The sequence below is a fragment of the Embleya sp. AB8 genome (assembly GCF_049739465.1).
Lineage (GTDB): Bacteria > Actinomycetota > Actinomycetes > Streptomycetales > Streptomycetaceae > Embleya.
The window spans coordinates 41,329-53,939 of record NZ_JBMHHY010000024.1 but is presented as its reverse complement, the minus strand read 5'-3'; the positions used below and the strand labels follow the sequence as shown (position 1 = coordinate 53,939).

The 12,611-nt window shown below is 71.3% G+C and carries 16 protein-coding genes; 10 read left to right on the top strand and 6 right to left on the bottom strand.

The genetic code is table 11. The annotated features are described in order from the left end of the window. Positions 1 to 338 precede the first annotated feature (338 nt). The 4 genes from ABIA38_RS31825 to ABIA38_RS31810 all read left to right on the top strand — a co-directional run bounded on the left by ABIA38_RS31825 (position 339) and on the right by ABIA38_RS31810 (position 3,454). On the top strand, positions 339 to 746 hold the full coding sequence (locus tag ABIA38_RS31825) for a YciI family protein (protein ID WP_424642349.1): 408 nt from the start codon (positions 339 to 341) through the stop codon (positions 744 to 746). 6 nt (positions 747 to 752) lie between these two features. Then, entirely contained in the window at positions 753 to 1,898 is a 1,146-nt protein-coding gene (locus ABIA38_RS31820; RefSeq protein WP_424642348.1) for an RNA polymerase sigma factor, read from the top strand. A gap of 87 nt (positions 1,899 to 1,985) precedes the next feature. Then, on the top strand, positions 1,986 to 2,666 hold the full coding sequence (locus ABIA38_RS31815; RefSeq protein WP_424642347.1) for a winged helix-turn-helix transcriptional regulator: 681 nt from the start codon (positions 1,986 to 1,988) through the stop codon (positions 2,664 to 2,666). Beyond that, complete coding sequence (locus ABIA38_RS31810) at positions 2,663 to 3,454, top strand: SAM-dependent methyltransferase (RefSeq protein WP_424642346.1); 792 nt, start codon at positions 2,663 to 2,665, stop codon at positions 3,452 to 3,454. Before ABIA38_RS31815 ends, ABIA38_RS31810 begins: the two co-directional genes overlap by 4 nt. 136 nt (positions 3,455 to 3,590) lie before the next feature. Here the strand turns inward: ABIA38_RS31810 and ABIA38_RS31805 are convergent, their stop codons facing one another. Both ABIA38_RS31805 and ABIA38_RS31800 read right to left on the bottom strand, forming a co-directional pair. Next, the gene (locus ABIA38_RS31805; RefSeq protein WP_424642345.1) at positions 3,591 to 4,238 is read right to left on the bottom strand and encodes a response regulator transcription factor; all 648 of its coding nucleotides are present in this window, start codon (positions 4,236 to 4,238) and stop codon (positions 3,591 to 3,593) included. Further along, entirely contained in the window at positions 4,226 to 5,347 is a 1,122-nt protein-coding gene (locus ABIA38_RS31800) for a sensor histidine kinase (protein WP_424642344.1), read from the bottom strand. Before ABIA38_RS31800 ends, ABIA38_RS31805 begins: the two co-directional genes overlap by 13 nt. 110 nt (positions 5,348 to 5,457) lie before the next feature. Here ABIA38_RS31800 and ABIA38_RS31795 point away from each other — a divergent pair, with 110 nt between their 5' ends. Then, the gene (locus tag ABIA38_RS31795) at positions 5,458 to 6,705 is read left to right on the top strand and encodes a serine hydrolase domain-containing protein (RefSeq protein WP_424642343.1); all 1,248 of its coding nucleotides are present in this window, start codon (positions 5,458 to 5,460) and stop codon (positions 6,703 to 6,705) included. A gap of 74 nt (positions 6,706 to 6,779) precedes the next feature. On the opposite strand, the gene ABIA38_RS31790 is transcribed toward ABIA38_RS31795, so the two are convergent. Beyond that, entirely contained in the window at positions 6,780 to 7,403 is a 624-nt protein-coding gene (locus tag ABIA38_RS31790; protein WP_424642342.1) for a TetR/AcrR family transcriptional regulator, read from the bottom strand. Between the two features lie 56 nt (positions 7,404 to 7,459). Between ABIA38_RS31790 and ABIA38_RS31785 the strand changes: the two genes are divergently transcribed. Beyond that, positions 7,460 to 7,912, top strand: coding sequence for a VOC family protein (locus ABIA38_RS31785; RefSeq protein ID WP_424642341.1), 453 nt, complete (start codon positions 7,460 to 7,462; stop codon positions 7,910 to 7,912). Here the strand turns inward: ABIA38_RS31785 and ABIA38_RS31780 are convergent. Next, complete coding sequence (locus ABIA38_RS31780) at positions 7,891 to 8,538, bottom strand: TMEM175 family protein (protein WP_424642340.1); 648 nt, start codon at positions 8,536 to 8,538, stop codon at positions 7,891 to 7,893. The two genes, ABIA38_RS31785 and ABIA38_RS31780, sit on opposite strands and share 22 nt — an antisense overlap. Positions 8,539 to 8,770: 232 nt before the next feature. Here ABIA38_RS31780 and ABIA38_RS31775 point away from each other — a divergent pair, with 232 nt between their 5' ends. The 3 genes from ABIA38_RS31775 to ABIA38_RS31765 all read left to right on the top strand — a co-directional run bounded on the left by ABIA38_RS31775 (position 8,771) and on the right by ABIA38_RS31765 (position 10,263). Further along, a complete protein-coding gene (locus ABIA38_RS31775) occupies positions 8,771 to 9,031 on the top strand; it encodes a hypothetical protein (protein WP_424642339.1) in 261 nt (86 codons plus the stop codon). Between the two features lie 137 nt (positions 9,032 to 9,168). Then, entirely contained in the window at positions 9,169 to 9,783 is a 615-nt protein-coding gene (locus ABIA38_RS31770) for a hypothetical protein (RefSeq protein ID WP_424642338.1), read from the top strand. Between the two features lie 96 nt (positions 9,784 to 9,879). Further along, on the top strand, positions 9,880 to 10,263 hold the full coding sequence (locus tag ABIA38_RS31765) for a hypothetical protein (protein ID WP_424642337.1): 384 nt from the start codon (positions 9,880 to 9,882) through the stop codon (positions 10,261 to 10,263). Here ABIA38_RS31765 and ABIA38_RS31760 read toward each other — a convergent pair. After that, positions 10,239 to 10,733: an Lrp/AsnC family transcriptional regulator gene (locus ABIA38_RS31760; RefSeq protein WP_424642336.1), complete on the bottom strand. Its 495-nt coding sequence runs from the start codon at positions 10,731 to 10,733 to the stop codon at positions 10,239 to 10,241. The genes ABIA38_RS31765 and ABIA38_RS31760 overlap by 25 nt on opposite strands. A 112-nt stretch (positions 10,734 to 10,845) precedes the next feature. Between ABIA38_RS31760 and ABIA38_RS31755 the strand changes: the two genes are divergently transcribed. Then, positions 10,846 to 11,484 (top strand): LysE family translocator, encoded by a 639-nt coding sequence (locus ABIA38_RS31755; RefSeq protein ID WP_424642335.1) that lies wholly within the window; start codon positions 10,846 to 10,848, stop codon positions 11,482 to 11,484. 143 nt (positions 11,485 to 11,627) lie between these two features. On the opposite strand, the gene ABIA38_RS31750 is transcribed toward ABIA38_RS31755, so the two are convergent. Then, complete coding sequence (locus ABIA38_RS31750) at positions 11,628 to 12,521, bottom strand: sigma-70 family RNA polymerase sigma factor (protein WP_424642334.1); 894 nt, start codon at positions 12,519 to 12,521, stop codon at positions 11,628 to 11,630. Between the last annotated feature and the right edge of the window lie 90 nt (positions 12,522 to 12,611).

Sequence of the window (12,611 nt, the reverse complement as noted above, 5' to 3'; positions counted from 1 at the left end):
TGCCCGCCTGGGTTCGGTGTCGAATACCTCGATTGCATGTTGGATGTTGGATGTTGGATGACAGGGCGACTGGCTCCACCACCGTCCAAGGACACCTCGCCTTGACGTTACGGACACACGGTGCGACGGCGATCACCGTCCGGTCACCCAGGGTGCCGTTACGATCTCGAAGTGCCACGCGCCCGGTTGTCGATCGGCGGGAGGAGAGCCGACGCGCCTGACGCCCGCCGGAAGAAGGAATCTCGCGCCGGGATGCCGAGGATGTCGAGAACCTGCCCGTGGCTCCGTCCCCGCAGTGAACCCGGCCACCACGGCCGTACCGCAGCAAGGAGAAGACGATGGCCAAGTATCTGTTGCTCAAGCACTATCGAGGCGCGCCCGCATCGGCCAACGACGTGCCGATGGACCAGTGGACGCCGGCGGAAATCACCGCCCACGTGCGGTACATGGAGGACTTCGCCGCTCGGCTCGAGCGCACCGGCGAGTTCGTCGACAGCCAGGCGCTCTCCCCGGAGGGTACGTTCGTGCGCTCCGGCGGCGCGGGCCGACCGCCGGTCACCGACGGCCCGTTCGCGGAGACCAAGGACCTGATCGCCGGCTGGATGGTGATCGACGTCGAGACCTACGACCGGGCGCTCGAACTGGCCGCCGAGTTGTCCGAGGCTCCCGGCGCGGGTGGGCAGCCGGTTCGGGAGTGGCTCGAGGTACGCCCGTTCCTGACCGCGGCGTCGACCATCAGGGAGTGACGCACCGTGGACGAGGCGCTGTTGCACACCCTCACCCCCGTGGTGATCGGCATCCTCGTCCGCCGCGGAGCCGACTTCGCGGCGGCCGAGGACGCCGTACAGGACGCCCTGGTCGAGGCCGTGCGCCGATGGCCCGACAACCAGCCGCAGGACGCCAAGGGCTGGCTGGTCACCGTGGCCTGGCGCAAGTTCCTCGACGCCGCCCGGGCCGACACCTCGCGACGGCAGCGTGAGGTACGCGTCGAGGACGAGCCCGGGCCCGGTCCGGTCCAGGCCGTGGACGACACGCTCCGGCTGTACTTCCTGTGCGCGCACCCGACCCTGACCCCGGCCTCGGCCGTCGCACTCACGCTGCGCGCGGTCGGCGGCCTGACCACCCGTCAGATCGCCCGGGCCTACCTCGTGCCGGAGGCGACCATGGCCCAGCGGATCAGCCGGGCCAAGCGCACCGTCGCAGGTGTCCGGTTCGACCAACCCGGCGACGTCGCCACCGTGTTGCGGGTGCTCTACCTGGTCTTCAACGAGGGCTACTCCGGCGACGTCGACCTCGCCGCCGAGGCGATCCGGCTCACCCGCCAACTGGCGGCCGGGATCGACCACGAGGAGGTCGCCGGGCTGCTCGCGCTGATGTTGCTCCACCACGCCCGGCGCCCGGCCCGGATCGACCCGGACGGCCGGCTCGTGCCGCTCGCCGAGCAGGACCGAGGCCGGTGGGACACCCGCCTGATCGCCGAGGGCGTCGACGTGCTCCAGGCGGCCCTCGCGCACGATCGCCTGGGCGAGTTCCAGGCCCAGGCCGCCATTGCCGCGCTGCACGCCGACGCCCGCACGGCCGAGGAGACCGACTGGGTACAGATCGTCGAGTGGTACGACGAACTGGTGCGCCTCACCGACAGCCCGGTGGTCCGGCTCAACCGGGCCGTCGCGGTCGGCGAGGCCGACGGCCCGCGAGCCGGTCTGGCCGCGTTGGCGGAGCTGGACCCGGCCCTGCCCCGGCACACCGCCGTCGCCGCGTATCTGCACGAGCGGGACGGCGACCCGGCGACCGCGGCACGCCTGTACGCCGAAGCCGCCCGATCGGCGCCCAGCCTCCCCGAACGCGACCACCTCACCCGACAGGCCGCCCGCCTCAACGCGCGGTTACGCAACTGAGCGGCGGATGGCGGGCATTGCAAGAGGGAGCTTTATTTTTTCAACCAGCAACTTTCGTTTCTCCACCGCCGTGTCTACGGTAGAGGTATGAAGAGCTACCGGCAGTACTGCTCCGTCGCCCGCGCGCTGGACGTCGTCGGGGAACGCTGGGTGTTGCTCATCGTTCGCGAACTGTTGGCCCTGGGGCCCAGCCGGTACAGCGACCTGAAGCGGGGACTGCCGGGCATCGCCAGCAATCTGCTCGCCGAGCGGCTCAAGGCGATGGAGGCCGAGGGCCTGGTCGAGCGGTACGACGCGCCGCCCCCGGTGGGCGCCGTCCTGTACCGACTCACCGACCGGGGCCGCGAGTTGCGGGACGTCGTGGACGCGCTGGCGCGCTGGGGACTGGAGCGCATGTACGGCGGCGTCGAGGACGGCGACGCGGTCCAGCCGCAGTGGTCCGCGCTGTTCGCCGGCTTGGTGCTGTCGCCGCACATCGCCCCGGAGACCGAGGTCGTGGTGGGGATCGAGACCGGCGGCGAGGCCGTGTACGCGATCCTGCGGCCCGGCACCTTCGAGATCCGTCGCGGCCCGGCCCCGAATGCCGACGTCACGCTGTCCGGGGAAGCGACGCTCGTCGGCGCGGTCCTGTCCGGCCGGTTGACCCCGGAACAGGCCGCGGACCTCGGCCTGCGGATCGTCGGCACCCCGGCGCCGCTCATCGACCTCCTTGACCCCCTTGACCCCCTTGACCCCCTTGACCTCCTTCGATCGGGAGCAACGTCATGACCTACGCCGAAACAGACCTGGTCGCCTCGATGGAGCGCCTCGCCGGCGACGACTTGGCTGTGCTGACCCGGGAACAGTGGGACCGGCTCGACCAGTTCCACGCCGGCGGGTCCGAGGCCGTCGACCGGATGTTGCCCGGCCTGCACCTGGCACCCAGGATGACTGTGCTCGACGTCGGCTCCGGACTCGGCGGCCCGGCCCGGCAGGTCGCCCGCAACAGCGGCTGTACCGTCGTCGGCGTCGACATCACCCCCGCCTACGTCGACGCGGCCCGGGAGTTGACCCGCACGGCGGGACTCGCCGAGCAGGTGGGGTTCTTCCGCGGCGACATCGCCGTCTTCGCCGGTGCCGGGTTCGACGCCGCCTACACGATGCATGTACAGATGAACATCGCCGACAAGAACGCCTACTTCGCCGAGATCGGCCGGCGCCTGCGACCGGGAGCACGGTTCGCGACCTTCGAGGTCTGCCTCGGCGGCGAGACGCAGCCGACCCCGCCGCTGCCGTGGTCGCTGGACGGTACCGACAGTCATCTGGTCACGGCCGACGAACTGCGCGCCGCGATCGGGGCCGGCGGTTTCGAACTCCTCGAATGGGTCGACGAGACCGCCTGGGTTCGTCGCTGGTTCGAGAACATCGGCGCCCGCATGGCCACCGGTGCAGGCGATGGCGGAGCCACCCTCCCCGCCCTCCTGACCGACGGCCTGACCCGCACCCTGAACTTCGCGATCGCCCTCGACGCGGGCATCCTGACCATCCACCGCGGCTCGTTCGTCCTTGCGCCATAGGCATCGACGGGCCGCCGGTTCAGGGTCGCTCGGCGCCCATCGTTGGGAGAGGACGGAGGCTTCGGAGCCGACGGGTAACCACCCGGCCGGCCGCGACCGGTGGGCCGGCCGCCACGGGGTCGGTTGTCCGCGGCCGTCAGCGGGGCGATGCGTCCAAGTAGGTGAGGACGGCGAGTACTCGGCGGTGGCCGGCGTCGGTGACGGCCAGGCCCAGCTTGGCGAAGATGTTGCCGATGTGCTTTTGCACCGCGTTGTCCGACACCCGCAGACGCGCGGCGATGGTCGTGTTGTCCAGGCCCTCGGCCATCAGGCCGAGGACTTCCCGCTCACGTGCGGTCAGCGTGGTCAGCGGATCGTCCCGACGGCGGACGACCTGCGCGATGACCTCGGCGTCGAGCGCCATGCCGCCCGCCGCGACCTTGCGCAGGGCGTCGACGAACTCGGTGACCCGGCCGACCCGGTCCTTCAACAGGTAGCCGACGCCGTGGTGCCCGGTGGACAGCAGGTCGGTCGCGTAGGTCTGCTCGATGTACTGCGACAACACCAGGATGGGGAAGTCCGCCCGACGTCGCCGGATGGCGATCGCCGCCTGCAGGCCCTCGTCGCGAAACGAAGGTGGCAGACGCACGTCGACGATGGCCGCCTGCGGCTGGTGTTCCTCGATCGCCGCGAGCAGGCCGTCGGCCGTCTCGGCGACGTGCGCCACCTCGAAGCCGTGCCTGGCGAGGATGAGTTGCAGGCCCTCCGCGAGCAACACGTTGTCCTCGGCGATCACCAGACGCACGGCAACTCCGCGGTGATGACCGTCGGGCCGCCGGCCGGGCTGTCCACGGTGACCTCGCCGTCGAGCGCCATCGCCCGACGACGGATTCCGGCCAGCCCGGTGCCGCGCGCCTCGTCGGCGCCGCCGCACCCGTCGTCGGTGATCCGAATCCGCAGCCGGCCGTCCGTACGTTCGACCACGACCGTGGCGGCGGACGCCGCGCTGTGCTTGGCCGCATTGGTCAGCGCCTCGACGACGGTGAAGTAGGCGACCGTTTCGACCGCGGCGGGTATCTTGCCCAACTCGCCCAGATCGAGCCGGGCCGGCACGGCCGACCGCGCGACGACCGCGCTCAACGCCCCGGACAACCCCCGGTCGGCGAGGATCGGCGGGTAGATCGTGCGCACCACGTCCCGGAGTTCGGCCAGTGTGGCCTCGGCGCTCGCGTGTGCACGTTCGATCAGTCCCTCGGCCGTTTCCGGCTCCTCGCGCACCGCCTGCCGCGCCAGGGCGAGTTCCATGGTCATCGCGACCAGCCTGCCCTGCGTGCCGTCGTGCAGGTCCCGCTCGATTCTGCGCAGTTCCGCGCCGTGCGCGTCGAGGACGTCGGCTCGGGTCCGGGTCAGCGTCGCCGTGCGAACCGCCAACCGCTCCGCCCGGGACGGCGCGAGCAGCCGAGTGTGCGCCCGCGCGAGCGGCGGCAGTACGAAGCACGCCACCGCGCCGAGGACGACGACCTGGACGATGCCGAGGGACAGTGCGTCGGCCCAGCCGTCGATCGGCAAGTCCACCCACAACCGCGGGCGGTTCGCGCGCGGAAACGCCCACCAGACGGTCGTGCCGAGCACACCGACGACGAGGTTGCCGGCCACGAGCAGGGCCATCAGGCCCGCCGGTACGCCGATCAGCGTGTTGATCGCCAGCCAACGGCGCGTGGTCGGCGACGAATCGGATGAATCGGACGAATCATTCGATACGCCGAGCCATCGCCGGGCGGCGGTCCGCCGACTGTCCGCCCAGTTGTCCACCGCGCCCGGGCGGGGGAGGAAGAAGAGACCCCCGAGCGCGGTGGGCACGTTACCGAGCAGATAGGCGCACGCACGCAACGCGTTCGATCCATACTTGTACATGGCGATCAGTATGCGGATGGCGGTATGACCCGGCACTACAGCAGGCTGTACCAGCACACCTCCGCCCTGCGGTATCGGCGGCCGGCTCGACGCCGGCTAACTTTCCGGACATGCGAAACCGCCTGCACACCATTCCACTCACCTTGACACTGGCACTGAGCGCCACCGCGGCCGCCGCCCTGATCGCGCCCCCCGCCATGGGCGCGCAGGCGACGTCACCGTGCCCCCCGACCGCGATCGGCAGGACGGCGGGCGGCGACCCGGCGGCGCACGACATCGCCAACGACTCGGACGTACCCGACCATCCGCTGCTGCGTCGTGATGCCGAGGCGGTATCGGCCCTGGGCATCCCGGCCGTTCAGGCGCGGGCGACGACGGGCCGGGTCAGCTACGCGGCGCGCGTCGGCGTCGCCGATGTGCGCACCGGAAGCCCGATCCCCGCCGACGGCGCCTTCCGAATCGCCAGCGTGTCCAAGACCTTTACCGCGACCGTGGTCCTGCAACTCGTCGGCGAGGGACGCCTGGGCCTCGACGACCCGGTCGAACGATGGTTGCCCGGAATCGTGGCCGGCCGCCCGATCACGATCCGGCAACTGCTCCAGCACACCTCGGGCCTGCAGGACGCCATGCCGTCGTGGAACACCAAGGCGCAGTACCTGGAGATGCGCTATCGGCCCGACCCCATCGACAAGTCGGTGGCCGACGGGGTGGCCCTGGGGCAGCTCTTCGAGCCCGGCACGAACTGGGCCTACTCCAACACCGGCTACCTGATCGCCGAACTGCTCATCGAACGTGTCACGGGGCAGCCGTGGGACCGCGAGTTCGACCGCCGGATCTTCCGGCCGCTGGGCCTGCGGCACACCTACTGGCCCGGGACCTCGCCGGAGATCCGGCTGCCGCACGCCACGCAGTACCAGCGCTTCGACGGCGAACTCGTCGACGTCACCTCCCAGATCCCCGCCTACCCGGCGGGCGGCATCGTCTCCACCACCCGCGATCTCGACGTCTTCTTCCGGGCCCTCCTCGGCGGACGCCTCCTGCGCCCGGCCGAGTTGACCGCGATGAAAACCACCCGGGCGGTCAGCGGGGAGGCCGTCAAGTGCATCTGGCCCGACGGCCGATACGGCCTCGGCCTGGTCTCTCGACCGCTGCCCGGCGGCGGCCGCTACTGGGGCCACGACGGCGGCGACACGGGATCCATCGTGACCGTCGGCGTCACCGAGGACGGTCGACGCGGGGCGGTCGTCTCGATGAACTTCGGCCTCGACGGAAGCCTGCCCGAAATCCTGTCCCAACAGCGCGCCGCCGACCGGGTCGTCACCAACGCGCTGCGCCCACCGCGCCGAGACGCGAAGTAGCCCGGCCGGCCGCCACCTGCTGCGCACGGCCCGGGCCTGGGCCGACTACCGGAGGTGAGCCGTGCGGCGGCGGCTCACGTGGGGGGTTGCCCGGTGGGCTGCTGTCGGGTGATCGCGAGCGCCGTGCGGGCGGCTCTGTCCTCCGTGTCCGGGAGGGCCTCGCCGCCCACGCCGAACAGGCCCTGGCGGAGGAATACCGCGAGGCCGTGTGCGGCGCCGGCGACGCGGAGCAGCAGGTCGTACGCGGCGTCCGGGTCCGGGGCCAGCCGGCGGGCGATCGGCAGCAGGAGGCCGGCCACCTCGTCGCCGGCCGCGGCCAGCTCGGCGAACCCGGACTTGTCGAGGCCCGCGTTGAAGGTGATGTCGAACAGGGCCGGCTCCTCGGCGGCGAACCGGACGTAGGCGGATGCGAAGGACGCCAGTTGTGCGGCGGGGTCCGGGCCGGCGCCCACGGCGACGGCGAAGCGGTCGCGCTGCTCGCGGTAGCCCCTCGTGGCGAGTTCGGCCAGCAGGGCCTCGCGGTCGGCGAAGTGTTTGTACGGCGCCGCGACGCTCACCCCCGCCCGGCGGCTCGCCTCGGCCAGGGTGAAGCCGTGCGGGCCGCGTTCGGCGACCAGGTCCAGGGCCGCGCGCAGCAGGGCGTTGCGCAGATCCCCGTGGTGTTGCCCGGTGGGTCGCCGCTTGACGGGAGGGCTCATGGCGCTAAGGTTAACACTACTTACCAGGTAAGAGGCATTAACCATGGGAGCTTGCCATGACCACTGCCCGGTTCCACCACGTCAGCCTGTCGGTCGCCGACCTCACGGCCCAGGAAGCCTGGTACGGCAGCGCCCTCGGGCTCACCCACGTCGACGAGCGCCTGGAGTTGCCCGAGGCCGGCGTGCGCACCGTCGTCCTGAGCGGTACGACCGGCCTGCGGGTCGAGTTCGTGCAACGACCCGGCTCGACCCCCGCCGCGCCCGCCGACCCCTTCGCCGCCACCGCCGTCCAGACCTTCACCCACCTCGCCATCCAAGTCCCGGACCTGGACGCCGAGTTCACCCGACTGACCGGCGCCTGCGGGGCCACCCCGGTATCGCCCCCGGCGCCCGGCGTGACCGAGGGCATGCGCTACGCCTACATCGCCGACCCGGAAGGCAACCTCCTCGAACTGATCGAGACGGCAGCCGACGCCGCTGCCGGGGCTCAGCCGGCGCCGGCCGGGTGAGTGGCATTGGCCCGGCCGAGGGCGAGCCTGATCGGCAGCAGCGTCAACCACGTCCACAGCGCGGCGGTGGGGGAGACGAAGGCGATCGGGATCGTCGCGCCGAAGACCAGGATCGTCGAGGCCAGGTCGGCGGTGATGGCGCGGGCCCGGCGGACGGAGATGGGGTACGCGATGCCGGGCCGGTAGCGGATGGCCAGGAACAGGGCCAGGTGCAACAGGTCGATGACCACGATGTTGCCCGCGTAGATGGCCACGGCCAGGGGCTGTGAGGCGTACTCGGACAACATCGTGGTCGGGAACGGCAGCAGCGCGATCACCCCGAGGCCGGCCAGGGTGAGGCGGACGAGCCGGCCGTCCGCCGCGCGGGCCAGGTGCAGGATTCGACGGTGGTCGCGCCAGAAGCCGGCGAGGATGGCGAAGCTCAACGCGTAGGCGCCGAGGTTGGGCAGCAACTCGCCGACCATGTGCCGGAATTGCGCCGCGTGCAGGCCCGGGGGGACGTGGATGTCGAGGACGAGCAGGGTCATCGCGATGGCGAAGATCCCGTCGGACAGCGCGATCAGGCGGTCCGGGCTGCGTTCGTCCGCGCCGGCTTCGGGGCTCTCGGGCGTGCTGTTCTCGGTCATTCACCCAGCGTGACCGGTCGGTGGCGGTTTGCGGGCTCCGCCGCTACATGATTCGGCTACATGATTCGGGACAGGTAGCGGCCGAGTGCCAGCAGCGCCCACATCGGCAGCCCGATCAGGACGAGCATGGCGAAGAGGACACCGATAAGGAACATGAGTCGGAAGTATGCCGGACGAGGTGGGGCATGTCACCAGTCTCCGGCGGACTCCGAGGTGGACTCCGCAGCGGACTTTGCGGCGGACGCCGACCGGCGCCGTCTTCACCGCGTGCCGCAACTCCCCGCCGGAGATCGCCGCGCGGCTTGCGGAGTTGCGTACGGCGCAACTGTGCGCCGCGCTCGACCTGTTCCTCGCCCGACTGCGCACCGACCCGGCCTCGGCGGGCCGGCCCCGGGACCCGCGATTGCGCGGCCCGGTGACCGAATGGCAGACCCGACCCGCTTCCGGGCGCTCGTCGTGTCGAGCCCGGGAGGGCCGGGGGAGATCCAGGTGAGCAAGAGGCGCCGCGTCATCCTCACCCGCACAGTCTCCGCATCCGTCACCGGAATGGGCGCGGCGTGGTGTCGGGCGGCGACCGCCGGCGAGGTTGATCATGGCGTCGGGTGCGCTCCTCACGAACTCGGAGTTGCCGTGTTGTTCACACAGGACTCGCTGGATCGGCTTGCGGCGGGTGAGCTGGATCTGGCCTTCCGGCGCTGGCGCAGGCCCGCCGTCCGGACCGGTACCGCGTTGCGGACCAGGGTCGGCGTCCTGGAAGTCGGCGAGGTGGTGGTCGTCGCGGAGGCGAGTGTGACCGACCGGGACGCTCGGCGGGCGGGCTACGCCGACCGGGCCGAGCTGTTGGCCCGTCAGCGGCCCGGCGAGGACCGGCAGTTGTACCGGATCGGGCTGCGCTTCGCGGGCGCGGATCCGCGTACCGAACTGCGCGCGGACACCGACCTGTCCGCTGCGGACCTGGACGAAATCGTGGCCGGGCTGGGCCGGTTGGACGCACGCAGCGGTCGCGGACCGTGGACCACCGAGATTTTGCGCCTGATCGCCCGAAACCCGGCGGTCCGAGCCGGCGACCTGGCCGCACGGGTCGGCCGGGAACGGCTCCGGTTCAAGGCGGACGTCCGCAAGCTCAAGGAACGCGGCCTCACCGAAAGCCTCGAAGTCGGCTACCGGATCTCCCCCCGCGGCCGACTGGTCCTCGACCACCTGACCCAAGCAGCAACCGATCCGGCCCACCCCGAAGCCGGCTGACCGCAGCCGGCTGACCGCCCGCCTCGACCACCCGCCCCGACCACCTATGCGAACAGATGTTCGAAATTGGTTCGAAACGGGGCTACCATGATCGGTATGAGGAATTCGCGGGACGTCGACGAGCTGGAGGCGTCGTTCTCCGGTGGTCGCGCGAGTCTGGCCGAGCGTGTGGATGCCACCCGGGCATCGGCCGCCCGTGCGGCGGCGGTCGAGGTGGCGGCCGGGCCGTTGCCGCCTTCGGAGGGGACCTGGATCTGGGTTCGGCAGCCGGAGGATCGTGGGGTCCTGCTCTGTCGTGTGCTGCGGTGGGAGCGGACCGCGTCCGGGGCCTGGGCGCTGCGGGTGGATCTGCCGGTCTGGGCCGGCTACGGCGTTCCGGGCGGCTACGAGATCGACGGGGCCCATCACCTGCAGATCGCGCCGACCCACGCGCTGATCGAGATCCCCGGCCAGGACTACAGCCGCGTACCGCGCCCGTAGTCGCGGCCGACGCCTGCCGTGGTGGGCAGGGGGCGTTCGTCGACCACGTGTTTCATCACCAGGGTCGAGTTCAGGCGCTGCACGCCCGGCAGCGCGGACAGCACGTCGTCCTCGAGTTCCTGGTAGGCGGTGAGGTCGGCGGTGACGATGCGCAGCAGGTAGTCCGGGTCGCCGAAGAGCCGCTGGGCCTGGACCACCTCCGGGATCCGGGTCACCGCCTCCTCGAAGGACAGCAGGGTGTCCCGGTCCTCCTGACGCATCGTGACGAACACGAGGGCCTGGAAGGTCAGGCCGATCGCGGCGGCGTCCACGATCGCCCGGTAGCCGCGGATCGTGCCGTTGCGCTCCAACTCGCGCAGCCGACGGTGGCACGGGGACAGGCTCAGGCCCACGCGCGCGGCCAGTTCCGTGATTGTCAGGCGGCCGTCCTCCTGTAGCGCGGCAAGAATCTTGTGGTCGATCGCATCCATGTGGAAGATTCTTCCATGAGGGGGCTTTATTGGGGTGAAAGTTGGCAGCACTTTTGGGGTCTTCGAGATTATTCTCCTACCGTCAACCGTTGTGTCGGGTCGGGAGATGCCCATGGCCGTCGGGTCCGTGCTCGCCTTCTGGGCGGTCGCCTTTCTGCTCATCGTCGTGCCGGGCGCCGACTGGGCCTTCACGATCAGTGCCGGGTTGCGTGGCCGGGCGGTGTATCCGGCGGTGGGCGGGCTGGTCGTCGGCTACGCCATGGTCACCGTCGTGGTCGCGGCCGGCGTCGGTGCGCTGGTCGCGGAGAATCCGCGGATCCTGACCGGGCTCACCCTGGTCGGCGGCCTCTACCTGATCCACCAGGGCGTGACCACCCTCGCCCGCCCCGCCGCGCCACCCGCCGTCCCGACGGAGGCCGGACCGACGGACGCCGGACCGGCCGGCACCGACTGGCACATCTTCCGGCGCGGGATCGGGGTCAGCGGCCTCAACCCCAAGGGCCTGCTGGTCTTCGTCGCCCTGCTCCCACAGTTCACCGACCCGCACGGCACCTGGCCGATCGCCGCCCAGATCGGCGTCCTCGGCCTGGCCTACCTGGCCACCTGCGGTGCGTTCTACCTGGGTATCGGCCGGCTCACCCACGCCGTCCTGGCCGAACGCCCCGACGCCGCCCGGCACATCGGCCGACTGTCCGGCGCCGCGATGATCGGCATCGGCGGCTGGCTCGTACTCGACCACCTGCTGCGCTGAGCGGAGTTCCTTGGCAACCCGAACCGACGCGGGGCCGGATGGTGCGGCGCCGGGTGGTGCGGCGGACGTACACCCGTACCGACGTACACCCGTACATCCGCCGCACCGACCGCACCGACCGGTCCGACCGGTCCGCCTGCGGCTCAGCCGTCCAGCACGCTCAGGTCGAGCAGGGCCAGGCGGTCCGGGTCGGTGAGGAAGTCGAGGGCGGTGATCCGGCCGGCGTCGATCGTGAAGGCCATGATCGCCAGCGGCCGGCCGTGGGCCATCGCGACCGCGCCCGGTGTGCCGTTGATCAGCGCCGGGCGGGCCACCTCGGCGAAGCGGGCGTACCTGATCGCCTGCGACGCGACCACGACCGCGCCCCGCCGGACCAGACTCGGGCGCAGCGCTCCGCCGTCGGAGCGGGCCACCACGTCCGGGTGGAGTACGGCGACCAGCGCCTCGAAGTCGCCACCACGCGACGCGGCGAGGAACGCGTCGACGACCATACGCTGCCGGCCCGGGTCCGGTTCCGGGGCCGGCGACACGTCCTGGACCCGGCGGCGGGCCCGACTGGCCAGCTGCCGGGTCGAGGCGAGCGTACGGCTCAGCACCGGGGCGATCTCGTCGAACGGCACCCCGAACATGTCGTGCAGCACAAACGCGAGCCGCTCGTCGGGCGCGAGCGTCTCCAACACCACCAGCAGCGCGATACCCACCGAATCGGCCAGCAGGATCTCCTGCTCGGGATCCAACCCGTCCGGACTGCTCACGATCGGGTCCGGCAGCCGGATGTACCCGTCGTCGTCCGGCAGCGGATCCTCCCGCCGCGTGCTGCGCGAGCGCAGCATGTCCAGGCAGATCCGGCCGACCACCGTGGTCAGCCAGCCGCCCAGGTTGGCCACCTCGGTGACATCGGTGCGACTCAGCCGCAACCACGCCTCCTGTACGGCGTCCTCCGCCTCGGCGAGCGAGCCCAGCATGCGATAGCCCACCGCGCTCAGCTGCGGCCGAGACTCCTCGAATCGCTGCGCCAGGAAATCTTTCTCGCTCACCTGTCACATCTCCACGTGCCGTTCCGTCAGTGCAGTGAAGGACGATATCCGGCCGGTGCGGACCCCAACCGCCCGCCCGTCGTCCACCAC

Coding starts and splice junctions, on each gene's coding strand:
- ABIA38_RS31825 (WP_424642349.1), top strand. CDS start 339: ATGGCCAAGTATCTGTTGCTCAAGCACTATCGAGGCGCGCCCGCATCG.
- ABIA38_RS31815 (WP_424642347.1), top strand. CDS start 1,986: ATGAAGAGCTACCGGCAGTACTGCTCCGTCGCCCGCGCGCTGGACGTC.
- ABIA38_RS31810 (WP_424642346.1), top strand. CDS start 2,663: ATGACCTACGCCGAAACAGACCTGGTCGCCTCGATGGAGCGCCTCGCC.
- ABIA38_RS31800 (WP_424642344.1), bottom strand. CDS start 5,347: ATGTACAAGTATGGATCGAACGCGTTGCGTGCGTGCGCCTATCTGCTC.
- ABIA38_RS31795 (WP_424642343.1), top strand. CDS start 5,458: ATGCGAAACCGCCTGCACACCATTCCACTCACCTTGACACTGGCACTG.
- ABIA38_RS31790 (WP_424642342.1), bottom strand. CDS start 7,403: ATGAGCCCTCCCGTCAAGCGGCGACCCACCGGGCAACACCACGGGGAT.
- ABIA38_RS31785 (WP_424642341.1), top strand. CDS start 7,460: ATGACCACTGCCCGGTTCCACCACGTCAGCCTGTCGGTCGCCGACCTC.
- ABIA38_RS31780 (WP_424642340.1), bottom strand. CDS start 8,538: ATGACCGAGAACAGCACGCCCGAGAGCCCCGAAGCCGGCGCGGACGAA.
- ABIA38_RS31765 (WP_424642337.1), top strand. CDS start 9,880: ATGAGGAATTCGCGGGACGTCGACGAGCTGGAGGCGTCGTTCTCCGGT.
- ABIA38_RS31760 (WP_424642336.1), bottom strand. CDS start 10,733: ATGGATGCGATCGACCACAAGATTCTTGCCGCGCTACAGGAGGACGGC.
- ABIA38_RS31755 (WP_424642335.1), top strand. CDS start 10,846: ATGGCCGTCGGGTCCGTGCTCGCCTTCTGGGCGGTCGCCTTTCTGCTC.